General features: G+C 34.2%; 27 protein-coding genes. 7 read left to right on the top strand and 20 right to left on the bottom strand.

Going from position 1 to position 23,512, the window contains the following annotated elements; genetic code table 11:
• Positions 1–343: 343 nt before the first annotated feature.
• The 7 genes from arfB to GBH57_RS12195 all read right to left on the bottom strand — a co-directional run bounded on the left by arfB (position 344) and on the right by GBH57_RS12195 (position 5,136).
• Positions 344–751: an alternative ribosome rescue aminoacyl-tRNA hydrolase ArfB gene (gene arfB / locus GBH57_RS12225; RefSeq protein WP_151674782.1), complete on the bottom strand. Its 408-nt coding sequence runs from the start codon at positions 749–751 to the stop codon at positions 344–346.
• Positions 748–2,277: a DUF4301 family protein gene (locus tag GBH57_RS12220; protein ID WP_151674781.1), complete on the bottom strand. Its 1,530-nt coding sequence runs from the start codon at positions 2,275–2,277 to the stop codon at positions 748–750. The genes arfB and GBH57_RS12220 overlap by 4 nt, the downstream gene beginning before the upstream one ends.
• Complete coding sequence (locus GBH57_RS12215) at positions 2,255–2,845, bottom strand: AAA family ATPase (protein WP_151674780.1); 591 nt, start codon at positions 2,843–2,845, stop codon at positions 2,255–2,257. The genes GBH57_RS12220 and GBH57_RS12215 overlap by 23 nt, the downstream gene beginning before the upstream one ends.
• The gene (pnuC, locus tag GBH57_RS12210) at positions 2,806–3,438 is read right to left on the bottom strand and encodes a nicotinamide riboside transporter PnuC (RefSeq protein WP_151674779.1); all 633 of its coding nucleotides are present in this window, start codon (positions 3,436–3,438) and stop codon (positions 2,806–2,808) included. Before pnuC ends, GBH57_RS12215 begins: the two co-directional genes overlap by 40 nt.
• A complete protein-coding gene (locus GBH57_RS12205; protein ID WP_151674778.1) occupies positions 3,422–3,682 on the bottom strand; it encodes a thiamine-binding protein in 261 nt (86 codons plus the stop codon). Before GBH57_RS12205 ends, pnuC begins: the two co-directional genes overlap by 17 nt.
• 116 nt (positions 3,683–3,798) lie before the next feature.
• Positions 3,799–4,497, bottom strand: coding sequence for a geranylgeranylglyceryl/heptaprenylglyceryl phosphate synthase (locus GBH57_RS12200; protein ID WP_151674777.1), 699 nt, complete (start codon positions 4,495–4,497; stop codon positions 3,799–3,801).
• Positions 4,498–4,503: 6 nt separating this feature from the next.
• Positions 4,504–5,136, bottom strand: coding sequence for a 4'-phosphopantetheinyl transferase family protein (locus GBH57_RS12195; RefSeq protein WP_151674776.1), 633 nt, complete (start codon positions 5,134–5,136; stop codon positions 4,504–4,506).
• Positions 5,137–5,289: 153 nt separating this feature from the next.
• On the opposite strand from GBH57_RS12195, the gene ahcY reads away from it, so the two are divergent.
• Positions 5,290–6,600 carry an adenosylhomocysteinase gene (ahcY, locus tag GBH57_RS12190; RefSeq protein WP_151674775.1) on the top strand — a complete coding sequence of 437 codons (1,311 nt, stop codon included), beginning with the start codon at positions 5,290–5,292 and terminating at the stop codon, positions 6,598–6,600.
• Positions 6,601–6,706: 106 nt separating this feature from the next.
• Here the strand turns inward: ahcY and GBH57_RS12185 are convergent, their stop codons facing one another.
• From GBH57_RS12185 to rplU, 3 genes are all read right to left on the bottom strand, one after another.
• Complete coding sequence (locus GBH57_RS12185; protein WP_151674774.1) at positions 6,707–7,009, bottom strand: hypothetical protein; 303 nt, start codon at positions 7,007–7,009, stop codon at positions 6,707–6,709.
• A 139-nt stretch (positions 7,010–7,148) separates the two neighbouring features.
• Positions 7,149–7,412, bottom strand: coding sequence for a 50S ribosomal protein L27 (gene rpmA, locus GBH57_RS12180; RefSeq protein ID WP_151674773.1), 264 nt, complete (start codon positions 7,410–7,412; stop codon positions 7,149–7,151).
• Between the two features lie 67 nt (positions 7,413–7,479).
• Positions 7,480–8,121 (bottom strand): 50S ribosomal protein L21, encoded by a 642-nt coding sequence (rplU, locus tag GBH57_RS12175; RefSeq protein WP_151674772.1) that lies wholly within the window; start codon positions 8,119–8,121, stop codon positions 7,480–7,482.
• Positions 8,122–8,386: 265 nt separating this feature from the next.
• On the opposite strand from rplU, the gene GBH57_RS12170 reads away from it, so the two are divergent.
• The 3 genes from GBH57_RS12170 (at position 8,387) to GBH57_RS16035 (ending at position 10,155) form a co-directional block, all read left to right on the top strand.
• Positions 8,387–8,785, top strand: coding sequence for a hypothetical protein (locus GBH57_RS12170; protein ID WP_161596099.1), 399 nt, complete (start codon positions 8,387–8,389; stop codon positions 8,783–8,785).
• Positions 8,786–8,796: 11 nt separating this feature from the next.
• The gene (locus tag GBH57_RS12165) at positions 8,797–9,624 is read left to right on the top strand and encodes an FG-GAP-like repeat-containing protein (protein WP_151674770.1); all 828 of its coding nucleotides are present in this window, start codon (positions 8,797–8,799) and stop codon (positions 9,622–9,624) included.
• A gap of 222 nt (positions 9,625–9,846) precedes the next feature.
• Complete coding sequence (locus GBH57_RS16035) at positions 9,847–10,155, top strand: T9SS type A sorting domain-containing protein (protein WP_161596098.1); 309 nt, start codon at positions 9,847–9,849, stop codon at positions 10,153–10,155.
• Positions 10,156–10,166: 11 nt separating this feature from the next.
• Here the strand turns inward: GBH57_RS16035 and GBH57_RS12155 are convergent, their stop codons facing one another.
• The 5 genes from GBH57_RS12155 to mutY all read right to left on the bottom strand — a co-directional run bounded on the left by GBH57_RS12155 (position 10,167) and on the right by mutY (position 14,603).
• Positions 10,167–11,039 (bottom strand): DMT family transporter, encoded by an 873-nt coding sequence (locus GBH57_RS12155; protein ID WP_151674768.1) that lies wholly within the window; start codon positions 11,037–11,039, stop codon positions 10,167–10,169.
• 53 nt (positions 11,040–11,092) lie between these two features.
• On the bottom strand, positions 11,093–11,647 hold the full coding sequence (gene gldD, locus GBH57_RS12150; protein ID WP_151674767.1) for a gliding motility lipoprotein GldD: 555 nt from the start codon (positions 11,645–11,647) through the stop codon (positions 11,093–11,095).
• Positions 11,644–12,972, bottom strand: a complete 1,329-nt coding sequence (locus GBH57_RS12145; RefSeq protein ID WP_151674766.1) for a gliding motility-associated protein GldE — start codon at positions 12,970–12,972, stop codon at positions 11,644–11,646. The genes gldD and GBH57_RS12145 overlap by 4 nt, the downstream gene beginning before the upstream one ends.
• Before the next feature lie 19 nt (positions 12,973–12,991).
• Positions 12,992–13,441 carry a single-stranded DNA-binding protein gene (locus tag GBH57_RS12140; protein WP_151674765.1) on the bottom strand — a complete coding sequence of 150 codons (450 nt, stop codon included), beginning with the start codon at positions 13,439–13,441 and terminating at the stop codon, positions 12,992–12,994.
• 97 nt (positions 13,442–13,538) lie between these two features.
• Entirely contained in the window at positions 13,539–14,603 is a 1,065-nt protein-coding gene (mutY, locus tag GBH57_RS12135; RefSeq protein ID WP_151674764.1) for an A/G-specific adenine glycosylase, read from the bottom strand.
• A 297-nt stretch (positions 14,604–14,900) separates the two neighbouring features.
• Between mutY and GBH57_RS12130 the strand changes: the two genes are divergently transcribed.
• From GBH57_RS12130 to GBH57_RS12120, 3 genes are all read left to right on the top strand, one after another.
• Positions 14,901–15,191: an HU family DNA-binding protein gene (locus tag GBH57_RS12130; RefSeq protein WP_151674763.1), complete on the top strand. Its 291-nt coding sequence runs from the start codon at positions 14,901–14,903 to the stop codon at positions 15,189–15,191.
• A gap of 421 nt (positions 15,192–15,612) precedes the next feature.
• Complete coding sequence (locus tag GBH57_RS12125) at positions 15,613–17,154, top strand: Rne/Rng family ribonuclease (protein WP_151674762.1); 1,542 nt, start codon at positions 15,613–15,615, stop codon at positions 17,152–17,154.
• Positions 17,155–17,303: 149 nt separating this feature from the next.
• The gene (locus GBH57_RS12120; RefSeq protein WP_151674761.1) at positions 17,304–17,780 is read left to right on the top strand and encodes a regulatory protein RecX; all 477 of its coding nucleotides are present in this window, start codon (positions 17,304–17,306) and stop codon (positions 17,778–17,780) included.
• On the opposite strand, the gene GBH57_RS12115 is transcribed toward GBH57_RS12120, so the two are convergent.
• The 5 genes from GBH57_RS12115 to GBH57_RS12095 form a co-directional block, all read right to left on the bottom strand.
• Positions 17,773–18,636 (bottom strand): cupin-like domain-containing protein, encoded by an 864-nt coding sequence (locus GBH57_RS12115; RefSeq protein WP_151674760.1) that lies wholly within the window; start codon positions 18,634–18,636, stop codon positions 17,773–17,775. The genes GBH57_RS12120 and GBH57_RS12115 overlap by 8 nt on opposite strands.
• 112 nt (positions 18,637–18,748) lie before the next feature.
• Positions 18,749–19,837: a biotin synthase BioB gene (bioB, locus tag GBH57_RS12110; protein ID WP_151674759.1), complete on the bottom strand. Its 1,089-nt coding sequence runs from the start codon at positions 19,835–19,837 to the stop codon at positions 18,749–18,751.
• A gap of 224 nt (positions 19,838–20,061) precedes the next feature.
• Positions 20,062–21,465, bottom strand: a complete 1,404-nt coding sequence (locus GBH57_RS12105) for a flotillin family protein (protein WP_151674758.1) — start codon at positions 21,463–21,465, stop codon at positions 20,062–20,064.
• 1 nt (position 21,466) lies between these two features.
• On the bottom strand, positions 21,467–22,042 hold the full coding sequence (locus GBH57_RS12100; protein ID WP_151674757.1) for a hypothetical protein: 576 nt from the start codon (positions 22,040–22,042) through the stop codon (positions 21,467–21,469).
• 296 nt (positions 22,043–22,338) lie between these two features.
• Positions 22,339–23,487 (bottom strand): beta-ketoacyl synthase N-terminal-like domain-containing protein, encoded by a 1,149-nt coding sequence (locus tag GBH57_RS12095; protein WP_151674756.1) that lies wholly within the window; start codon positions 23,485–23,487, stop codon positions 22,339–22,341.
• Positions 23,488–23,512 lie beyond the last annotated feature (25 nt).

Raw genomic sequence — 23,512 nt, 5'->3', positions numbered from 1 at the left:
TACAATTGGTTTTGTGACGAATAAAAGGGGCATTATTCTTTATTAAAAATAAATGATGTCTTTTCGAGCGCAGTCGAATTTATTGAAAAAACTCGACGTATTCATCTCGACCGCACTCAATGCGACGTTATAATTCCTAAACAGCATTACCTGTTCTAGGTTCTATGGGTATAATCTCAGCCCTTAAAATTTCAGATTTTAAGTATTGTCTTAAACCTTTGAACATTTTAGTTCTTTTGTTTTTAATGACAATTTTCAATCGTTAATCTATCAAGCACCCCTTTGAGATGAGCGGCAAAGATAGTTTCTTTTTTAATACCAGAAATAGTAATGCAATAAAACTTTAATCAATTTTTGGCGGCTTGCGATTTGCCTTTTTCAAAGCATTATTTTTCTTTGAAGTAATGCGTTTTTCGATTGATGATCGTGAAGGTTTTGTTTTTTTACGTGTTTTAGAAACTCGTAATGACTTAATGACCAAGGTCACAATACGTTCAATCCCTATTGCTTTATTTCGATGTTGACTACGGGATTCACTACAAGACAAAGTTAAAACACCGTCCGTCGAAATTCTGTTTTTTAGTTTTTCTGAAATACGCGATTTCTGAGATTCGCTTAAAACTTCTGAATTCACTACATCTAGACTAACCTGAACTGCCGAAGACGTTTTATTAACATGCTGACCACCTGGACCACTACTTCGCACAGCTTTAAACTGAAGCTCTTTTATTAATGCTTCTTGTAAATTCATGCTAATGGCTTATGAGCAGGACTTAACAAATCGTTTACTGTTTTTACAGGACTAAACGTATATTCAGGGACCTCAACAAAAACAGTATTCCAGTTTGCCATTGAACCGTTCCAAAGTCCAGGTAATTCTAATGCCTTAATAGGAGTACCTTCAATAGTTTTCATACTTATAAAGCATGCCTCTGGATCAACAAAATGATTTAAATCAAAAGGTTCACCGTTATAGTCTCTTGTTCCACAAACTAAGTCGACAGGATTAAAATGTGTTGCTTCTTGAGCCATATTCCATTGGCGCTCATCATCCTTATCAATTTGAGACATTTCAACAATTTGAAGTGAAATTTCTCCTTCACTATTTTTTACCCAAAAAGGACCACCACCTGGAGCGCCTGTGTTTTTAACAACACCACAAACTCTAATAGGCCTATTTAGTATTGTTGCAATTCCAGCTTCAGTTTGTGGTATGTCTTTTATATTTAACTCTTTCCAAAGAAATGTTTTAATTTCTTGAAGTTTGCTATCTGTTACGTTTCGCTGAATAATAAGTTTCAAGTATTCAAATATTTTAGCCTGAAGTTTAATAAGTTTTCCTGCTAATACTTTTTTAGATTTTGCATTGTTTTTCACATATTCTTCAACAGCAACATTGTCTATATTTTTAATAAAGATAATATCTGCATCAACTTCGTTCAAGTTTTTTAACAGAGCGCCGTGCCCGGAAGGTCTAAAAACAAATTGCCCATTGTTATCTCTAAAAGGTTTATTTTCTAAAGTTACCGCAATAGTATCAGTACTTTGATCTTGAAATGAATATGAAATTTTAGTTTTGACCTTTGTTTTATTTGTTAGGCGTTTTTCGACAGCCTCATATTCTTTTTTAAACAATTCTACATGCTTAGGCGAGAATGTGAAGTGTACGTGTGCCCTCCCTTGAGAGGCTGCGTATTGTGTTGCTTCAAATAATTGCTCCTCAAATGCGGTTCTAATAATTTTAGTATACTTATGAAAAGGGACTAAACCCTTTGGAAGGTTACTGAAGTTCAAACCATCTTCGTTTAAAAGTAACTTAACCAAAACGTACATTCGTAAACCTTTATTCGACTTCTTATATTCTGGGTAAGTGCTTCTAATTTTACTTCTAACTTGTGAAATGAAGGGAAACTCTTTTAGTCTAGAGAAAAATTCATTTAACGCTTTTTTATCTTTCGTTTTAATAAAGGTAGCTAGCGTTTCTTCTTCAGGATCATACTCATCTAAAAACTGATGTAAAAAGCTAAACATTCTTGTTGCTGCACCACTTGCAGGTACAAACTTAATGACGTCTAACTCTTCTTTTTTATCATCATAATGAGCAATCAATGATTTTTGATCAGCACTATTTATTACGTTAATTCCATTTCCATGAGTTGCTGCAGTAACAATATTTGTAAAGGGTGCTCCTTGATTAAATATTTTTAATTGTTCGCTTACTGCCTCTTCACAAACTCCATGTGCGGTAAGTTGTTCAAGATCTTCTTGTGGTAACATAAGCAGTTTTGCTTAATAAATTAGTTATTATTTCGATTGCGTGAGATAATCGCTCCTCAATTGATCCCTCTAGGATTTGATAGGGAAGTTTTTTTTGTAAAAGTTGATTCTCAAAAATACGAAATAGTTCAATTCTATCGTAAGGTCTGTCCCTCAATTCATCAGCCTCCCAAGGTACATCAATTCCTGTGAGAAAATAAAAATCGTATGTTGCTGAATTACAGATTTTTAAAATTTCTTCTGGACAAAATCCATCATAATAATACTGAGAATATACCTTGATTTCTAGTACATTAGTATCTAAAAACAATACTGTATTCGTTTTTTCAGCAAGTTCATTTTCAGTTTTGATTTGTCCTACAGCTATTGGCACCAAATCTTTCTTCGTAATTTTCTGTTGATACACCTCCCATTTTTCTTCTAAATAAGTGCGCATATATTCCGGAACCCATTCAGTATTGAAATGTGCTGCAAGTTGTTTAGCGAGTGTTGTTTTACCTGTAGATTCTGGCCCAAAGAGTACAATCTTTAAGCAATCGCTACTGGCTTGTTTAAGTGTTTTTTCCATTCTAAGTAACCAAAGATAGCTACAATCGTCAATACAAAATACAAGATGCTACTAAAGGTGAGACCTTTATAAAAATAAAGAGGAATTGTTATAATATCACCAATGATCCAGTATATCCAATTTTCGATTTTCCGCTTTGCCATAAACCACATTCCCACAAAGAAAATAGCCGTTGTAAACGTGTCTATATATGCCGTCCAGTGGTTAAACTTATCAAACACTGTATATACAGCAAATACAAAGAAGAACGTCGCTACAAATATTACTGCTGAAATTTTATGCTCTTTAACAGTTGCTCTAGAAATAGGCGTTACGTGAGAATCATCAACTTTACGAGTCCAAACGTACCAACCATACACACTCATCACAAAATAATACGCATTGATCATCATATCACCCAGCAATCCCCATTTTAACAACAAATAGACAAATATTGCTGTACATATCATTCCTGTAGGAAACACGAGTATGTTATTTTTTTTAGAGTAAACTACAGATGCAATTGTAAAAATTGCCGCAATTAATTCTAAAACAATATCTAGCGTTGTATACTCAGCATATTGACCAAAAAGAAAATCAAAAATGTGGTTCATAATCGCTGCGATCTGTTTTTACAATTTTAATATACATCAATCCATTATCAACAGCTTGGAGTGCAGTTTTTATTTCAGTATTTAAAATACTCATTACAGCATCATACTCGCCATAAACCTGTGTACTTAATGGATTTTCAAGAACCGTTAAACCAGATGCTCTTAGTGATTTTATAAAATCGATAATTGCTGGTTCAAAATTATCTTGTAATGGCGTGAGGGTAAGTTCTACTGAAATATTCATTTTTGAGTTGCATTTGAAAAACAAAGATACACTTCGAGAGTATTTTGTAGTTGTTAAATGAGAATTTCAGCTAAAATTACAAAAACACCTTTAATTTTAAGAGATAAACTATATCGTTACTTTTCAAAAATAGTACCCATTACAAGGATATCAGCTCCTGCATTGTAAGCTAAATACTGTTGGGTTTCAGTACGTATTCCTCCTCCTACTATTAACGGAATAGTCAATACTTTTTTTACTGCTGTAATTATTTGAGCAGAAACCATTGTTTTCGCACCACTTCCAGCTTCAAGATAAATACATTTTGCACCCATTAATTCAGCAGCTAAAGCTGTATGGACTATCTCATCTATATTAGATTGAGACATAGGCTTTGTATTTGTTACTCGAGCTACAGCCGACTCATTACCTCCGTCAATTAATAAATATCCGGTAGAAATTACCTCGAGTGAACTACCAACTAATTGGGCTGCACCAGCTTTTTGTTGTCCAATTAAATAATCAGGATTATCTCCAGAGAGTAATGATAAAAACAATAATGCATTTGCCTTTTCAGAAATCTGACTCGCAGATCCCGGAAATATAATCAATGGTAATTGTGTGTGTATTTTTAACGAGTCAATAAGCTTGTCCATTAATAATTCGGGAACTGTACTACCACCTAAAAACAGATGCGTTGTCTGTTTAGGAATTCTACTTAAAAAATGCTTTGTAGTTGAAACATTAAACTTTTCTGGATCGATAAGTATTGCTAAAAGCTTTTCGCCTGCTATAATATTACTGAGTATTTCGGAATATATTTGAGTGTTTCTCATAGATAATTACGAAGCAATTTGAGCATATACTAGTGTGAATCCTTCAAACTCTTCAAAATCTACTTTGTAAACTTCTTTTCTGTTTTCAATTTCAACTTTAGCAGTAGTACTGGTGGCGTCTAATCTAAAATCTTCCACATAAATATTTTCTAAAAAGCTAACCCCTGGGTGTGCAAAACTTTTATATAAAGCCTCCTTTGCTCCCCAAACTATTGTCAATTTTCTAATAATAGCATCGTCATTAGCTAAAGTTCTATACTCTTCTAAAGGGGTGAATTTATTAGCAATTCTGATAATTTTGTTACGTTGCATTTCAATGTCAATCCCTACTTCAATGTCACTAATAATAATTGCAGCGAAGGTGTATGAATGCGTTATCGAAATATGTTTTCCATCTTTTAAATGGGGTTTTCCTTCAGTATCGTAGAATAAATCAAAATCTGTATATCCCACCTCAGCTAATAAATGTCGAACACTCATAAAACCCCGTCTATGCAAATCGCTTTTCATCCCATTCACTCTGTTTTGACAGTGAGTTGTTAAATCTATTCCGTCAGCAAGAGCTTCAAAAGTTTCTTCTATCTTCCAAATCAGCAATTTAGAGTTTTCCGATAATGTTATAGTTTTGTAAAGAGCCATTATTTTCTGATAGGTTTTGCTTATTTTTGCAGACCGAAATTTTAATGACTGGAACAAGTGTTCAATCAATAAAATTTCAGAATTAAAACTATTACAAAATAGTAATAAATTAACAAGTTTCTTGCTTTGGCGGGAATGAAAATGAAAAATTATATGTCAACAAAAACAGTACCTTACACAGCAAACAAAGTGAAAGATATTTCTTTAGCGGCCTGGGGTCGTAAGGAAATTGAATTAGCCGAAGCAGAGATGCCAGGTTTAATGTCATTGCGTGAAGAATACAAAAACGAACAACCTTTAAAAGGTGCACGCATTGCAGGATGTTTACACATGACAATCCAAACTGCGGTATTAATTGAAACTTTACAAGCTTTAGGAGCTGAAGTTACTTGGTCATCTTGTAACATTTTCTCTACACAAGATCAAGCTGCCGCTGCAATTGCTGCTGCTGGAACTGCAGTGTACGCTTGGAAAGGAATGAATGAAGAAGAATTTGAGTGGTGTATTGAGCAAACGCTTTTCTTTGGTGAAGATCGTAAGCCTTTAAATATGATTCTTGATGATGGTGGTGATTTAACTAACATGGTTCTTGACAAATACCCAGAACTTGCTGCAGGAATCAACGGTCTATCTGAAGAGACTACTACAGGTGTTCACCGTTTATACGAGCGTGTAAAAAATGGAACATTACCTATGCCAGCTATCAACATTAACGATAGTGTTACTAAATCTAAATTTGATAACAAATACGGATGTCGCGAAAGTGCAGTAGATGCTATACGTCGTGCTACAGATGTAATGCTTGCTGGAAAGCGCGTTGTTGTTTGCGGTTACGGAGATGTAGGAAAAGGGACTGCTGCCTCGTTTAAAGGTGCAGGCTCAATAGTTACGGTAACTGAAATTGATCCAATTTGTGCTTTACAAGCCGCAATGGACGGTTTTGAAGTAAAGAAATTAGAAAACGTTGTTGGAAATGCTGATATAGTAATTACAACAACTGGAAATAAAGACATCGTTAGAGGTGAGCATTTCGAAGCAATGAAAGACAAAACTATTGTTTGTAACATTGGCCATTTTGATAACGAAATTGATGTTGCTTGGTTAAATACGAACGCAACTAAAGACGAAATTAAGCCACAAGTTGACAAATACGATCTCAACGGAAAAGATATTATTTTACTTGCCGAAGGACGCCTTGTAAACTTAGGTTGTGCAACTGGTCACCCTAGTTTTGTAATGAGTAACTCATTTACAAACCAGACTTTAGCTCAAATCGAATTATGGAACCATGCTGACAAGTATGGTAACGAAGTTTACATGTTACCTAAACACCTTGATGAGAAAGTAGCTCGTTTACACTTAGAAAAAATAGGTGTTGAATTAACTGAGCTAAAACAAGATCAAGCAGAATACATTGGTGTTACTGTTGAAGGACCTTTTAAGCCTGAGTACTACAGATACTAATTGAAATCTATAGCAGATTTAAAATTAAGATTAAACGCTTATTTTAAATTACTTCGGAAATAGTAATCAAATAAACCCTTGTGCTTTTTAAAAGTATGAGGGTTTATTATTTCTGTTTCCTAAAGATGTAACTCATCCAAACAGGATCATTATCGTCTGAAACAATAGCTTGCCTATCTAAAAACTCCCAATTACTGCTATTCATATAATTAAGTAACTGGGCAGTAGTTTCAAAGTCTTCTATCTGCTTAATAGAAATCCCCTTACCTACTAACGATTCTTGTTCTTCTACTCTAATACGCTTTACCTTACCACGGTTATTAGCCTTCTGAACAACAATTACCTCTAGAAAATCATATTGCGGTATTTGCTGTGCTTTTACAACTGTAGAAGCACATAAAAACGCCATAAGCAAGAGTGGAATAACAATAAATTTTTTCATAATAGCCTGGTTTTGTAGAGTCAAGATACTTAAAACCTAACATAAACCACAAAAACCCCAACCGAATTTATCGATTGGGGTTTATATCTTTAAGGAAAGAAATATCTTAAGCTTCCGCGAAAGGTACGATACTTACGTACGATTTGTTATCTCTCTTTTTAGTGAATTTTACAACACCATCCACTTTAGCGTGAAGTGTGTGGTCTTTTCCACCGTATACATTCTCACCTGGGTGATGTGTATTTCCTCTTTGTCTGATTATGATGTTACCAGCAATAGCAGCTTGTCCACCAAAAATCTTAACGCCTAAACGTTTTGATTCTGATTCTCTACCATTCTTCGAACTACCAACTCCTTTTTTGTGAGCCATAATTTTATAATTTTAGTCTTGTATTGCTACAAGAGTATATTAAACTTAGAATTTAAAAACAAATAAATTAAGCTGGTTTACCACCATCTAATTCATCTTGCCATTTCTTCAATTCATCCCACTTACCATCAGCAGCCATTTGAGCTTGTGCTGGCCAAGTGTCAGTTACGTGATTTCCACGAACACCTGCAATGATTTCTGAAATTTTAGCAGCATCAGTTTTTGCTAAATCAGCAAAAGTGTTGATTCCTGCTTCATTTAACGTCTCAGCGATTTTTGGTCCAATCCCTTCAACTTTTTTCAAGTCATCACCTTTAGATGATTTTTTAGGAGCGGCCTTTGCTGGAGCTGCTTTTTTAGCTTCTTCTTTCTTTGGGGCTGCCTTTTTCTTAGCTCCAGAAGTAGCGATGCTTTCAATAACGATTTCAGTAAGGGACTGTCTGTGACCGTTTTTCACACGGTATCCTTTTCTTCTTTTCTTTTTGAAAACAATAACTTTGTCACCTTTAAGGTGTCTTAGGACTTTTGCTCCTACAAGAGCTCCGTCTATAGCCGGGGCGCCAAGGGTAATGTTGCTACCGTCACCTACTAAAAGAACATTGTCAAACTCTACAGTTTTACCTTCTTCAGTAGCTAAACGGTTTACATAAACCTTTTGGTCTTTTTCAACTTTAAATTGATGCCCTGCTATCTCTACAATTGCGTACATAGCGTAAACGTTTAAATATTAGTTAATTATTATTTTCTCTTCGGAAATTTTCGCCACCCACAATTTGTGAATAAAGCATAATTCTCCTTAGAGGGGTGCAAATATAAGTCTATTTTGTTAATCAGCAAATTGATTTATAGAAAACAAGTAAATATTAATTTCGGCTACAACATCTTTAATTCATTAATATTCATATATTTAAAATCGATAATTAGTAAACACGAGTTATGGATACAAAATTTCAATGTTTTAGAAAATGGTGGGGGTGTTGCTTTTAGCCCTAACATCCTTACAGACGACTAATGCACAACAATACGAAGAATGTATCATTGATGATTATGATGTCAATAATTTTATTGTAACCGAAGCACAAAAAGCAACAGCATCTTCTAATTTACCAGTAGTATTTAATGTAGCATTCTGGCAAATTAACGACCCCAATAGATACTACCCCGAACCAATAACCGAACACAAAGTCCTTACAGTTATTGCTGAAATGAATAAAGTTTATAATCAAATCGGAATATTCTTAAAATATAGAGGTCTTCACGAATTTAATAGTCCCACTAACGTAATAAATAGACAATGGATCTACGATCCAGATGAAGATGGATATGATGGGAATGCATCACAAGAAACAATAATTTTAAAAGATAACGAATAAATTAGTTCTATATGAAAACGCTATTTCTTTTTATTTGTTTAATTCAAACTATAATAATCTCCGCTCAATTCTCAGATTCAAAACCAATTACAACAACGGCAGATGGTGTTCGATGGATTGATTGGGCAGATATTGATGGTGATGGATTTAATGATATTATTGCTGCCAATAGATTTGGCAGCAATGTATCTTGGTATAAAAATGTTGATGGTGGTGAGTCATTTATCCCCAATGAAGTTGGGTTTTTAAACCAAACAAGTATGGTTACTCATGGTGACTTGGATGGAGATGGAGATATAGACATTATTGCCTCCACCATACCAGATCAACGGATAGTTTGGTATGAAAACCTTGACGGGCAAGGAAATTTTAGCACTCAAAAATTAATTAACTCAAATACCATTAATACATTCTTTATTTTAATTGAAGATATTGATGCAGATGGAGATTTAGACATTATGTCTAGCGGTGATGCCTCTAGAATTGAATGGTATGAAAATTTAGACAGTCAAGCAACTTTCGGTAGTGCAATAATTATAGACAGCACTATTTCTAGCTCTCGCTCTTTAATTATGGAAGACATTGATAGTGATGGAGATTTAGATTTAGTAAGTGATTCGACTGGTAAGGTTAATATTTATTGGCTCGAAAATAATGATGGTTTTGGGAATTTTGGAATCAAGAATGCTATTGGCGGAAATGGCCTTGCCGCAAGTCGAATAAGAGCAGCAGATTTTGATGGAGATGGTGATATAGATATTTTAGGAGTATATCTAGCGTTAGATAAATTTGTTTGGTACGAGAATATAGATGGACTTGGGAATTTTGGTGATGAGTAAATAATCTCATCGACTGATAACCCATCAGGAGTTGCGTTAGCAGATTTTGACAATGACAATGATGTAGACATTTTAACTTCATCCGTTAATTCACCAACCTTAAAATGGTACGAAAACTTAAATGGTTTAGGTAGTTTTGGTGATCAACAAGAAATAGAAACAGAATTTGCAGGGTCTAAATGTTTAGCAGTAGACATTGACAACGACGGTGATATTGATGCGGTGCGCGCCTCTCAAAATGATGATACGATTGTATGGTATGAAAATTTACTAATTCTAAATAACCCAGAAAAACAATTAAACACAATAAAAATTCACCCTAATCCTGCAGATACCGCATTATTTATAAAAAGTGGAGATAGTGACACCCTTGCACAGATGAATGTTACATCTATTTTAGGTAACAATATATGGCATTCTAAAACTTTCCAGCATAAAATTGATATCGAGAATTGGGCATCTAGCATCTATTTCTTAGAAATAAAAAACAACACTGGACAAAAAAAAGTATTTAAAATTGTTAAAAAGTAATCATATTAAGATTACTTTCTATTAGTCAATAAAACACCTAGTAAAATAACAAGTGCCGCTCCACCTTGCCATAAAGTAAAAGTTTCTCCATCAAGAAAACCCCATAATAATGCTATAATGGGAATTGTGTATGTTACTGAAGATGCAAACACAGGCGTACTCATTTGCACTAACTTATTAAACATCACTTTTGCAACTCCAGTACCCACTACTGCAAGTATCACTAAATACCCCAATGCTGTGTGAACCTCTGGATTATGTAGCGTTTCAGTAGTAAAAAAATCTGAAAAAAGTAATACTAAAAAAGCAGGAATAATCAATACTATAAAATTACCCACAGCAATTGCCATTGCAGGAATTTCTTGCAAATGTCTTTTTATAATATTTACATTAAATGCATAACAAATGGAAGCCAATAAAATTAGTGTTGCATACCAGTAATTTTGATCAGGGTTTACATCTGCACCGCTCCATATAAGCAACATACTTCCTATCAAACCCACAAAAACACCTATTAACTGATTGCGTGTAAAAGTTATACTAAAAAGTACCGCACCTAATATTAAGGTCATAATAGGTGTAGTAGAATTAAGTATCGACGCTACAGCGCTATCTATTTCAGTTTCTGCAAAAGCAAATAAAAATGCCGGAATAAAAGTTCCTAAAAATGCTGAAATAGCTATCCACTTCCATTTATGTATTTCAATTTTCTTTAAATATGGAAACCCAATAAGCAATAAAAAAGTAGCAGCAAACAAGGTACGTAAAGCTCCAAGTTGTAATGGCGTTAAGCCTATTAGCGCCTTTTTAATAAGAATAAATGAACTCCCCCAAACTGCAGAAAGGATGATGAGATAAATCCATTTTTTTGGAATACTTTTCATTAGCAATACTTCAGGTTTTTAGAAGATGCAAAGATGAGATTTTAAGTTTAAACTTATTGCTCCCACTCCATAGTTTCCATCATAGTTCTAATATCATCTCTTAGATACACTACTGCTGGATAAATCGAATCAAAATTAGGCTTCGCCTCAAAGTAAAGTGAGCCAGTTACAAAATGCCTAATGCTGTCAGTTAAATAAAAATGAGATTGGCTCGCAGCGTTTCCGTTGATACTATAAAACATACCATAAGTGCGATTTTCAGGATTCACAAATAATTGCTCAGGAATACCATTTGCCCTACTATCGTGATTATAAGCAAGCTTTTGAGCATCATATAACAACGAGTCTAAATTGTTGTTTTTAATTTCTTGATACGTCAAATAAACTGTTGCATTCATTCCTGGGTAATGAATTTTTGAGCCACAATTTCTGCTTTTTTGAAATTCAGCAAAATCACTCATCATAAAATTATAGTCGCATTCTGTCATTGTTTTATGAAATGATGGAGCTGGGTAATCAAGTCTAAGTTTTGCATTTGGCTTCACTAACACATCATCTCCGCAAGACAAGAGTGTTAATAACATAATAAGCATCACAGCTATTCTCATGAAATTGTAGGTAAAATTGACAGTTTAATTTGTTTTATTCGCTTGTTTTCAAACGCTTCAATAGTAAACGCAAAGTTACGGTGCGTTATTACTTCGTTCTTTTTAGGAAAACCTTTCGAAACCTCTAATAGAAACCCTGCTAACGTTTCGGCTTCGCCTTTACTATCCTCAAAAACAGTGATATCTTCAAGCCCAATTACTTTATAAAAGTCTTTTAAAGCTGTTTTACCTTCAAATATAAAATTGTTCTCATCAAGTTTTGAAAAAATCAAATCTTCATCATCAAACTCATCACTAATTTCACCTACTATTTCTTCAATAATATCCTCTAATGAAATTAATCCACTTGTTCCACCATACTCATCAACAACGATAGCGAGGTGCATTTTCATTTTTTTAAACTCATTAAGTAAATCGTCCAGTTTTTTGTTTTCAGGAACAAAATAAGGGGCCCTCTTAAGCGATGTCCAATCTAGAGTTGTGCGGTCTATGAAAGGTATTAAATCTTTCACATAAAGAATACCCGTAATATTATCTACATTATCCTTAAAAACAGGGATTCTAGAATATCCATGCGCAATAATGTCAGGTAAAATATCTTTATATTCAAGGGCTTCATTTAGAGCAAAAATATCCATCCTATTTTTCATCACCTGCTTGGTATCTGTATTACCAAAAGTCACAATCCCTTGTAAAATTTTCTGCTCTTCGTGTGTCGTATCTGTTTCATCAGTAAGTTCAAGCGCCTGCGACAATTGATCTACTGAAATATTAGATTTCTGTTTCCCAAATTTCTCATGAATTGCTATCGTTGCAGCACGCATAGGCATACTTAACGGTGTAATTAAAAAATCTAAAACTCTAAGAGGATAAGCCATAAATGTTGCAAATACAACACTGTTTCTGCTTGCGTAAATTTTAGGAAGAATTTCTCCAAATAGCAAAATCATAAAAGTAACAACACCCACTTCGACAATAAATCGCACATTAATACCCCACCATACTGCCGTAATATCGGCAAAAAAGACTTCACCCAACGAATCAAATAATAATACGATGGCGATATTTATAAAGTTATTTGCTACTAAAATTGTAGCTAATAATTTTTTAGGTTTATCGAGCAGTTTAGCGACAATTTGCATTTTTTTAGACACTTCCTTTTCTTCCCCAGCATCTAAATCTGTTGAGGTAAGCGAAAAAAATGCATTTTCTGCACCCGAAATTAATGCAGAACACAATAGCAACACCAATAAAAGTAAAATGCTTGTAATGCTCGTTGCACTAATAAGAGAAATTAAAAGGGTACTAGGAGGCTCTATATCCACAGCGGTTTAAATCAATTTATTAAAAAGGTAAATCGTCGTTATCATTACCAGGTTCTTGAATATTTTGTGTTTGCGCTGGAGTAGCTGCAGACTGCGTGCCACTATTTGCAACAGGCGCACCCTGCCCCTGAGGTTTAGGAGTAAGGAAATTAAAATCTATACACTGAATTTCCGTACTATAACGATCATTACCGCTATCATCCTGCCATTTTCTATTTTTTATTCGGCCTTCAATGTAAATTTTGTCCCCTTTTTTCAAATACTTTTCGCAAGCTTCAGCCATTTTGTTACGCATAACAATGTTGTGCCATTCAGTATTTTCAATACGCTCACCAGTAGATTTATTAGTATACGAATCGTTAGTAGCTAAAGGAAATCTACCTATACATCCACCACCATCAAAATAATGCATTTTAATTTCGTCTCCAGTATGCCCTATAAGCATCACTTTATTTAAAGTACCATTCATATCGTTTCTTTTTTCAACTACAATTTACGCTTATTCTCAACTAAGTTCAGAATAAACAAAGGTAGGTTTTGAGATTTAAATATAGCTAAAAAAACGCTTATTTGAATGGAGGGAATTTTGAAATAAAATTTTCGATAAGCACCGGCACAGCATAATCTGGCAAAGCCGAAATTTTAATTCCATTTTCAATCGTGCTTTTTACTGAAACTATCCAAAAATGAGTAATTAAATGTTGATGAGACAACTTATGAATAACAGGTACTTCGTTAAACAAAATGAGTTCCTCTAATTTGTATTCACTTTCAATTTTCTTAAAACAATCATCTTTCATCAACTCAACAGAAGTCACAATTTTATTAGTTTCCACTAATGGAAATTGATAAAGTTGCTGCCAAATTCCTTTTTCGGTGCGTTGATGTAATTTAGTCTGTAATTCCGAATCTAAAAGAACTATATAATTGAAATAACGTTTTCTAACCTTTGTTTTTTTCAACTTAACAGGAAGCTCAGAAACTCTTTCAGTTTTATAAGCCACACAAGAGTCATTAAAAATACAATGGTCACAGTCCGGATTTGCTGGTGTGCAGAATCTTGCTCCAAACTCCATTACAGCCTGATTATAAGTCCCTGTATCTTTTTTAAACAACAAGTGTTGCGCTAGTTTTTTAAACTCCTTAATACCTTCAGTTGTATTAATAGGTGTAGCAATACCAAAAAGTCTTGACAAAACACGATATACATTTCCATCAACAACAGCAGTAGGTAAATTGTAACAAATAGAACCTACAGCACTAGCCGTATAATCACCCACTCCTTTTAGAGCTAATAAGTCCTTATAGGTAATTGGAAACTCCCCATCCAACTCTGTTGCAATAAATTGCGCAGCTATATGTAAATTTCTAGCGCGAGAGTAATACCCTAAACCTTGCCATAATTTTAAAACCTGTTCTTGTGGAGCACTAGCTAAGTCCTTAATAGTAGGAAAGGCTTCAATAAATTTATAGTAGTAAGGCATCCCTTGATCAACACGAGTTTGCTGCAAAATAATTTCAGAAAGCCAAATTTTAAAGGGGTCATTAGTATTTCGCCAAGGTAAATCTCTTTTATTAGAAGTATACCACGACATTATTCTACTAGAAAACAATTCTTTTTGGACAGCCATTATTCAAAAATACGCTTCTATCACTTAAAGTTTCAGAATTTATTTTTTAATTATTAAATTTGAATCGGGAAACACTTTTAAGTAGTGTTATTTTTAATTAGCAATAAAAAAAGCTAACGTATTTATTTTCAGAAAGTTTTACGACTGACTATCGTAATTTTAGTTTTGTTTTATAAGGTTCAAAATATTATGTTAAGTATTTGTTTTTAATGCATTACCTTTTGACTTATTGATATTAAAATTGTTATATTTGCCGTCTTAAAAAAAATTGAAACGTAAAATTAAATTATAGCAAACATGACGAAAGCAGATATCGTAGCGAAGATTTCAGAGAAATTAGGAATGGAAAAAGGAGATGTTCAAGCTACTGTTGAAACATTTATGAACGAAGTTAAAACCTCTTTAGAAGGTGGAGACAACGTATATTTAAGAGGTTTTGGAAGTTTTATTATCAAAACTAGAGCTGAAAAAACAGGTCGTAACATTTCAAAAAACACTACGATTAAGATCCCCGCACATAACATCCCAGCTTTTAAGCCAGCAAAAGTATTTGTTGAAGGTGTTAAAACAAACGTTGAAGTTAAATAATTATAATCGTTCTCCTTTGGGAGGATATAAATCAAATAAATATGCCAAGCGGTAAAAAAAGAAAAAGACATAAGGTCGCTACGCACAAGCGTAAGAAGAGAAGACGTGCTAACCGTCACAAGAAAAAGTAGTTTTAAACTACTTTTTCTTTTTTTATCAATATCGTATTGATAATAGAAAGCATTGAGAGAACGTTGTTCTCTTAAGTATTAAAGTAATTTAATACAAAAATAGTTCTTTGAAAATGAAATTAGATACACTTATCACCTGTTAAGCGTGTTTGGTTTCGACGGGTTTTTTCTATTTTGAATATTTCAGAATAGAAATACACAAAACCTGTGATAAAATTATTGTTTAATCCATCTGTTTTTGTCAAATGGCATGATATGCCTTTGTTTAAACGGATATAAATTAATGTAACGTGAACTACGAATTATTTATTAGATCCAGTTCGCAAGAAGTTGATTTTGCTCTTTTAAAAGATGGAAGACTAATTGAATTAAACAAAGAAGAAGAGGCTAACAATTTTGCGGTAGGAGATGTATTTCTCGCTAAAGTACGTAAAACTGTGCCGGGACTTAACGCTGCATTTGTCAATGTAGGCTATGAAAAAGATGGTTTTTTACACTATCATGATCTAGGTCCTAAAATTTCTTCAATGTTGAAGTTCGTTAAACGTGTAAGCACAGGTAAACTTAAAGATTATACTTTAAAAGATTTCCCATTTGATAAGGAGATTGATAAAAATGGAGGCATAAATAATGCCATCAAAAACAATCAATCTATTCTGGTACAGGTCGTTAAAGAACCTATATCCACAAAAGGACCACGTATAAGTAGTGAGCTTTCAATAGCTGGCCGTTATATCGTTCTTGTACCTTTTTCAGATCGAATTTCTGTTTCTCAAAAAATAGAAAGTCGTGAAGAAAAAGACAGACTTAAACGTCTAATTACAAGTATTAGACCTAAAGGATTTGGTGTTATTATACGCACCGTAGCAGAAGGCAAAAAAGTAGCAGAACTGGATAAAGATTTACAAAATCTAGTAGATCGCTGGACAGCGATGTGCAAAAAGCTACAAGGGGCACACCACCCAAGTAAGGTGTTAAGTGAATTAAATAGAGGAGCATCAATGATTAGAGACGTATTTAACGATTCGTTTTCTGCAATTCATATTGATGATGAGACACTCTATTTACAAATAAAAGATTATGTGCAAGAAATTGCACCTGGTAAGGAAAACATCGTTAAGTTATATGACTCTAATGTCCCAATGTACGAGAAATTTGGGATTGAAAGACAGATAAAAACAAGCTTTGGTCGTACCGTTTCCGGTTCAAAAGGAACGTACTTAGTTGTTGAACACACAGAAGCAATGCACGTTATCGACGTGAATAGTGGAAATCGTAGCAACAAATCTAATAACCAAGAAGCAACTGCTTTAGAAGTAAACATGATCGCAGCCAGTGAAGTGGCTCGACAATTACGTTTACGTGATATGGGTGGGATTATCGTGATCGATTTTATTGATATGGCGCAAGCTAAAAATAGAAAAGCACTCTACGATCATATGCGAGACGAAATGAAAGATGACAGAGCAAAGCACAAGATTTTGCCTCCGTCAAAATTTGGACTTATCCAGATTACGCGCCAGCGCGTTAGGCCTGAAATGAATATTAAAACACGCGAAGAAGCCCCAGGGACTGAAAGCGGAGAAATTGAAGCGCCTATAGTAGTGGTACAAAAAATTACCGAAGAAGTTAAAAGACTCTTCAAGCAAGACTATAAAAACATTACGCTTAGTGCGCATCCTTTTATAGCAGCCTTTTTAACAAAAGGTTTTCCATCATTGCGCCATAAGTGGTTTATGGAGCATAAAAAATGGGTGAAAATACAACCAAGAGATGCTTACACGTATCTAGAGTATCACTTCTTTGACAAGAGTGGTAACAAGATTAAATAACCACAAACCCCCAATGGCTTTTGCTATTGGGGGTTTTTTTATTTTTAATAATTTCAGAAATATTAATTTAAAAACTGCTATCATTATACACGTTTTTGGAATAATAACAAAAGCTAATTGAAGTTGAAAATATAGTACTTTTACAATAAATGCAGCAAACTAAAAAAACATACACTGTTGAGGAAGCAAAGCGATCTATAGAACGCTACTGTGTGTATCAAGAACGCTGTCATAAAGAAGTGGGACAAAAATTACGAGATATGGGAATGATTCCATTAGCAATTGATGAAATTCTAAGCCACTTAATACAACATAATTTTTTAAATGAAACACGCTTTGCTGAAGCTTTTGCTCGTGGAAAGTTCAGACAAAAAAAGTGGGGTAAGGTGAGAATAACACGCGAATTGAAATTCAGGCATATTTCAGCATATAACATTAAGAAAGCCCTTAAAGAAATACCTGATTATGAGTACTATACAACTTTTGACGGTCTAGCCAAAAAAAGATTACTTCAATTAAAAACAGAGACAAATTCTCAAAAAAAAAGAAAAAAGTTTGCTGATTATATGATCTACCGTGGTTGGGAATCTGGGATGGTCTGGGAAAAGGTTAAGGAGGTTATTTAATACCTAACTTCTCATTAGTTCTAATAACTGCTTGTTCATTTTTCCAATCAATCCACTGCTGCCCCTTTAAACGACGCATTAAATTATCAAAATGACGCATAAAAAACACATTGTAAACAGCGCGACCTAGTCGTAAAGGATTTCGCGGCACAGCACGTAAACTCATAGAGAACCCTGGTGTTTTATATTTCATATAATGCCAATAACCTTCTGGCATGTACAATACCTCACCGTGATTTAAGTGTGTTTTAAATCCGTTTGCTTTTTTTAAAGCCGGCCATTTTTTATAATCTGGTTTAGAAAAATCAATATCCTCTCTTGAGATTAATGAATGCGGAACTTTATATAAATAATCATTCTGCTTTTGATCAAAGAGAATTACTTCTTTCTTACCTTGAAAATGAAAATGAAAAATATTAGCTAAATCAATGTCGTGATGCATAAATGTGTAACTATCAGTCCCACCAAAAAACAACATAGGCAATCCTTTCATAAGCTTTAAACCAAAGTCTGGCCATTTATAGTCTTTTTGAAGCGTAGGAACTTCTTTTAACACATTCCAAAGAAAAATACGATACTTTGTTGGCTCTCTTTTCAAAAGCGCAATATACTCACTCATTTTCATCGTGGCATGTGGTTCATTAAAGCCATCTTTATGATGTACTGGTCTATCATCGTATAAAGGCACTTCTTTATCACCAGCTACTTCTGCCATATAATCTAGATTCCATTTAGTAAATGCGGGCCAATCTTCAATAAAATTTTCAATAACCACAGGTGTTTGAGTTTTGAAATATTTCTTGTAGAAATCTTTACTAGTAATGGTTTGTATACGTTCTATTTCCTTGAGCTGCATAGTCTGTTATGAGGGTTAACAAACTTACGAAACTTAGCCATAAAGAGTTTTTAAAGAAAGCATAAAAAAAGCCGATGTAATAAATACATCGGCTACATTTTAAGGTGCAATATTATAATTTAGCTTTTGCTTTTGCCTCTTCGTTACGCTCAATTTTATGTCCTGGGCGCGACCACTTTGGCTTTTCCCCTTGTTCTTTAAACTTAGAGTATTGCGCTTCAACACTCTCAGGTTGTGCCTTTTTAGCAAAAGGTTTCATAGGTTGTAAACCTAAAAGTTTAAACATTTTCATGTCTTCATTTACATCTGGATTAGGCGTAGTCAACAGTTTATCCCCTGCAAAAATTGAATTAGCTCCAGCAAAGAAACACATAGCTTGCCCTTCTCTAGACATATCTGTTCTACCTGCTGAAAGCCTTACCTGAGTATTTGGCAATATTATTCTAGTAGTAGCTACCATTCGTACCATTTCCCAAATAGAAACTTTTTCAAATTCCTCCATTGGTGTTCCTTCTACAGGAACTAAAGCATTAATAGGTGTACTTTCAGGTTGTGGGCTTAAACTAGCAAGCGCTACGAGCATTCCAGCTCGGTCTTCTAATTGTTCTCCCATCCCAATAATTCCACCACTACAAACAGTTACATTTGTTTTACGAACGTTATCAATAGTATCTAACCTATCTTGGAAAGCACGAGTAGAAATTACATCTTTATAATAATCTTCACTAGTATCAAGATTGTGATTGTAAGCATATAAACCTGCTTCTGCTAAACGTTGAGCTTGGTTTTCTGTAATCATACCAAGAGTACAACAAACTTCCATATCAAGCTTATTAATGGTACGCACCATTTCTAATACATTGTCAAATTCTGGTCCGTCTTTAACATTTCGCCAGGCAGCACCCATACAAACTCTGGAGCTTCCACTCGACTTTGCCCTTAGTGCTTGTGCCTTAACTTGTTGTACGCTCATTAAATCATTACCTTCAATATCTGTATGGTATCTTGCTGCTTGTGGACAATACCCACAATCTTCAGGACAACCTCCTGTTTTAATAGAAAGCAAGGTAGAAACCTGTACTTGATTTGGGTTATGGTTTTCTCTATGTACTGTAGCTGCTTGGTATAAAAGCTCCATTAATGGGGTGTTATACACTTCCATTACTTCCTCTTTAGTCCAGTTATGTCTTGTTTCTGTCATATATATGAATCTTTCAATCTGAAATTCTAATTGATTGTAAATTGTTCTAACAATAATTAATGTCATTTAGTCGAAACCCAATAATCTAATATTGCTAAGCGTTCAAAAATAAGGAAAATTAAAACTCAAGCCCCCTCTAAAACAGCTAAATCTCTTAGTAATTTTAACTAAAAAGACCTGTAAATATAACTTACAGGTCTTTAAAATATTAGAAAACAGAGGTATTACTTATCAGTAATATCTTTAGTTGTTTCAGCTTCAATTTCTTTCCCTTTTAAATAATCTGGAAGCTGCATTCCTGCCATATTAAACATTTCTTGTAATGGAGGGACAGATCCATACATTCCAGAAATAAAGTTAGAAGTTGCTGTTTTTCCATCTTTTCCGCTACCATTTTCCCAAACAGTAACTTTATCAATTTTAATATTTGCAATAGCTTCAGCTTGAGTTTTTACAAGTTCTGGTAGTTTATCTGCCACTAATAATAATACTGCATCTTTTGAGTTGTTCCCAGCAGCTTTAACTATTTGATCAAAACCTTGTGCTTGTTTTGTTAGAACTTCATAAATACCTTGAGCTTCAGCTTGGGCTTTAAATAAAATTGCATCTGCTTCACCTTTTGCTAGTCGTCTAATTCTTTCGGCTTCGGCTTCAGCATCAATTTCAACCTTACGTTTATCAATTTCTGCTGGCACAATAATATCGGCTAATTGTGTACTTCGTTCTCTTTCTGCTCTTGATATTTCGGCTTCCTTTTCAGCTAAATATGATTCTTCTAAAGCTTTCGCAGATTGTACTTTTTCTGAAGCTATCGCAACACGTTCAGCTTCTGCTTCTCGTTGTCTTCTTAAAGAATCGGAATTTGCTACAGCAATTTTCGCTGTGTTTTCTCCTTCAACAGCCTGAGCATTTGCTGCTGCAACTTGTGTTCTTTCATCTTGTACTGCATTTGCTTCACCAATAGAACCATCTCTAGTTTTTTCGGCAACAGATTTACGTGCAGCGTTTATCGCGTGTGCTGCTGCTTCTTTACCTAAAGCTTCAATGTAACCAGACTCATCAACAATATCTGTAATGTTTACGTTTATTAATTTAAGTCCTACTTTTTTAAGTTCGCTTTCAACACTGTTTGAAATGTTAGTTAAAAACTTATCACGGTCATTATTAATCTCCTCAATATCCATTGACGCAACTACTAAACGTAATTGACCAAAAATAATCTCCATCGCTAGTTCTTGAATTTCTTGTTGACCAAGACCTAATAGACGCTCTGCTGCATTTTGCATAATACCTGGCTCTGTAGAAACTCCAATTGTAAATCTAGAAGGAACATTTACACGAATATTCTGCTTACTTAAGGCATTCACTAAGTTTACTTCAATCGAAATAGGTGTTAAATCTAGAAATTCATAATCTTGTATTACTGGCCAAATAAATGCAGCTCCACCGTGTATACATTTAGCCGAATTTCCAGTTCCTACTTTTCCGTAAACTACTAATATACGGTCTGAAGGACATCTTTTATACCTTCGAATAAATGTGATAATAATTATAAAGAAAAACAGAATTGCAAAACCAATTGCGGCTAATCCTGCATATTGCTCTAGTTGTAGTGGTAGTGTTAGCATATTATTTCGAATGTTTGTTTACTATTAATATTCCATTGTCTGTTACGCTTGTAACGGTTATTATATCTCCTTGGATTAAGTCTGTACTTTCATCAGTGAGTGCTTCTAAACTTCGAAGACCTCCTTGAACATTTACTTGCACCTTTCCTATTCTTGATCTATTTGCACCAATAGTTAGGTAAACTTCACCTACGCTATTTAGAGCATTTTTCATTTTCAATGATCCGTCGCTATCAAGCTTAGTTAAGTAGTAAAATAACGTTGCCATCGCAAGCATCATTAACAAACCACAAACTACAGAGATAATCATTGTAAGGCCATTTGAATAACCCGCATCTATACAAGCAATTCCGCTCCAGCCAAAAATGGTGAAAAATCCCATCAAATTTTTAAATGATAAGAACTGAAACCCTATGCCAGTATCACCATCAATTTCTGCATCAACATCACCTAAATCATCTACTTCAGCACCTATAAAAGTAAGGACTAATAAGATTAAGAAAATCACTGAAGAAATACCAGCAGTTAACCAATAGACCTTTTCAAATATGCTAAGTGCAGCAAACCATTGTTCCATAATTAGTATTTATTAGAGATTAGAAATATACTAAATTTAAAAGCTTCCGGACAGGTAACTCTATCGATTATTCACAAGGATGCTAACATATTTATTTATAAAACATGACGTTGTGAAACCCTTTGGTTTTAGAGTTCATTCGGGATTTAAAATATAGTTTTGAATGTGCTTTTAATGTCTATGAAATGGTTGGTTTCTATCCCTTAATAATTTTGAAGCTTCTCAGGATTAAGACACTTAAGCAAAAAATTAGTCGCACAATCACTAATTTGTTACAATACAAAATTGACAACTACCTAAATACCTTGTAAAATAACACTCACAGCGTTTCCCCCAAATCCTACAGCATTAACCATTACGGTTTTCAACTTAGATGGTAAGTGTCTCGCATTACTAAAATAAGGATTTTCGACAAACTTGTTATGTTGCAACATCATCACTGCTAGTTCAACACTAAACATTCCGCTTGCGCCAAAGGTGTGACCCAATATCCACTTATTTGAAGTTAATAACGGTAACTGTTTCCCAAAAACAATATCAATTGCATTTTTTTCAGCCTGATCACCTTTTACAGTTCCTGGTGCGTGCATAACTATGGCATCTACAGTTTCAAAATTTGCATATTTTAAGGCACGTTGCATCGATTTCTGAAAACAATCTGCATTTTTAGAAATAGAACTATTGTGGACTAATTTTTCTGAGGCAAAACCATAACCTGCAATAACTGCAAGACTATTTTCCGAAACCCCTCTTTCTAAATATGCCATTGCAGCACCTTCACCAAGAACCATTGTGTTTGCTTTTTTTTCAAATCGCATAGATTCACAAGCCAATGTATTTTCAGATTTTGAATACAGTTTTAAAGCATCCATTTGAGCTAAAGTAAATGGCGTCAGTGGTGCTTCACTAGCTCCAACAATAAAAGCATCTGCCATTTCAGATTTTAACCACGCTATCCCATTTAAAATAGAATGCATCGCTGTTGAACACGTAACCGAATGATCAATTGTAACTCCATCTAGCGCGATATCCTGCGCAACCCAAGAGGAAATATTCCCTAAAGTTGTTGTGGGAGAAGTAAAGGCAGAAATCTTTTGACCTTCTAAATAATCGGAATGATATTTTTCAAATAATTCTGTAGCACCTCTTGAAGATCCAATGTTTATCCCTAAGTTTTCCTTCGGAAATGCTCCTTTATTAAACAAATTGCGCGTAGCCTGAATAGCTAACAACGTAGTTCTATCTAAATTTTTATATGCATGTGAATATTCTCTTAACTGATTTACAGCAATTTCAGTTTCCGAAGTTATTTTGGAAACCCATTTTCCTGAACTCAGTTTCTGGAAAAATGCAGATTTTGAAAGGTAACCCTCCCATAGTTCTGCAGAGGTTGATCCCAAAGCAGAAATAGATGAAATGGCACGAATTGAAATTGGTTGATGCAAATTTTGTATTTTGGCTCAAAAATAC

The organism is Patiriisocius marinus, assembly GCF_008974325.1.
GTDB classification, from domain to species: domain Bacteria; phylum Bacteroidota; class Bacteroidia; order Flavobacteriales; family Flavobacteriaceae; genus Patiriisocius; species Patiriisocius marinus.
Note: the sequence above shows the minus strand (reverse complement) of the source record. Positions and strands in the feature narration are given on the sequence as shown.

Bases quoted from the DNA above. Each gene is read 5' to 3' on its own strand.
- ahcY (WP_151674775.1), top strand. From the start codon at position 5,290: ATGTCAACAAAAACAGTACCTTACACAGCAAACAAAGTGAAAGATATT.
- GBH57_RS12155 (WP_151674768.1), bottom strand. From the start codon at position 11,039: ATGAAAAGTATTCCAAAAAAATGGATTTATCTCATCATCCTTTCTGCA.
- GBH57_RS12185 (WP_151674774.1), bottom strand. From the start codon at position 7,009: ATGGCGTTTTTATGTGCTTCTACAGTTGTAAAAGCACAGCAAATACCG.
- mutY (WP_151674764.1), bottom strand. From the start codon at position 14,603: ATGGCTGTCCAAAAAGAATTGTTTTCTAGTAGAATAATGTCGTGGTAT.
- GBH57_RS12105 (WP_151674758.1), bottom strand. From the start codon at position 21,465: ATGCTAACACTACCACTACAACTAGAGCAATATGCAGGATTAGCCGCA.
- GBH57_RS12120 (WP_151674761.1), top strand. From the start codon at position 17,304: ATGCAGCAAACTAAAAAAACATACACTGTTGAGGAAGCAAAGCGATCT.
- pnuC (WP_151674779.1), bottom strand. From the start codon at position 3,438: ATGAACCACATTTTTGATTTTCTTTTTGGTCAATATGCTGAGTATACA.
- arfB (WP_151674782.1), bottom strand. From the start codon at position 751: ATGAATTTACAAGAAGCATTAATAAAAGAGCTTCAGTTTAAAGCTGTG.
- GBH57_RS12165 (WP_151674770.1), top strand. From the start codon at position 8,797: ATGAAAACGCTATTTCTTTTTATTTGTTTAATTCAAACTATAATAATC.
- GBH57_RS12140 (WP_151674765.1), bottom strand. From the start codon at position 13,441: ATGAATGGTACTTTAAATAAAGTGATGCTTATAGGGCATACTGGAGAC.
- GBH57_RS12205 (WP_151674778.1), bottom strand. From the start codon at position 3,682: ATGAATATTTCAGTAGAACTTACCCTCACGCCATTACAAGATAATTTT.
- rplU (WP_151674772.1), bottom strand. From the start codon at position 8,121: ATGTACGCAATTGTAGAGATAGCAGGGCATCAATTTAAAGTTGAAAAA.
- GBH57_RS12100 (WP_151674757.1), bottom strand. From the start codon at position 22,042: ATGGAACAATGGTTTGCTGCACTTAGCATATTTGAAAAGGTCTATTGG.
- GBH57_RS12195 (WP_151674776.1), bottom strand. From the start codon at position 5,136: ATGGCTCTTTACAAAACTATAACATTATCGGAAAACTCTAAATTGCTG.
- GBH57_RS12130 (WP_151674763.1), top strand. From the start codon at position 14,901: ATGACGAAAGCAGATATCGTAGCGAAGATTTCAGAGAAATTAGGAATG.
- gldD (WP_151674767.1), bottom strand. From the start codon at position 11,647: ATGAGAATAGCTGTGATGCTTATTATGTTATTAACACTCTTGTCTTGC.
- rpmA (WP_151674773.1), bottom strand. From the start codon at position 7,412: ATGGCTCACAAAAAAGGAGTTGGTAGTTCGAAGAATGGTAGAGAATCA.
- GBH57_RS12215 (WP_151674780.1), bottom strand. From the start codon at position 2,845: ATGGAAAAAACACTTAAACAAGCCAGTAGCGATTGCTTAAAGATTGTA.
- GBH57_RS12115 (WP_151674760.1), bottom strand. From the start codon at position 18,636: ATGCAGCTCAAGGAAATAGAACGTATACAAACCATTACTAGTAAAGAT.
- GBH57_RS12200 (WP_151674777.1), bottom strand. From the start codon at position 4,497: ATGAGAAACACTCAAATATATTCCGAAATACTCAGTAATATTATAGCA.
- bioB (WP_151674759.1), bottom strand. From the start codon at position 19,837: ATGACAGAAACAAGACATAACTGGACTAAAGAGGAAGTAATGGAAGTG.
- GBH57_RS12220 (WP_151674781.1), bottom strand. From the start codon at position 2,277: ATGTTACCACAAGAAGATCTTGAACAACTTACCGCACATGGAGTTTGT.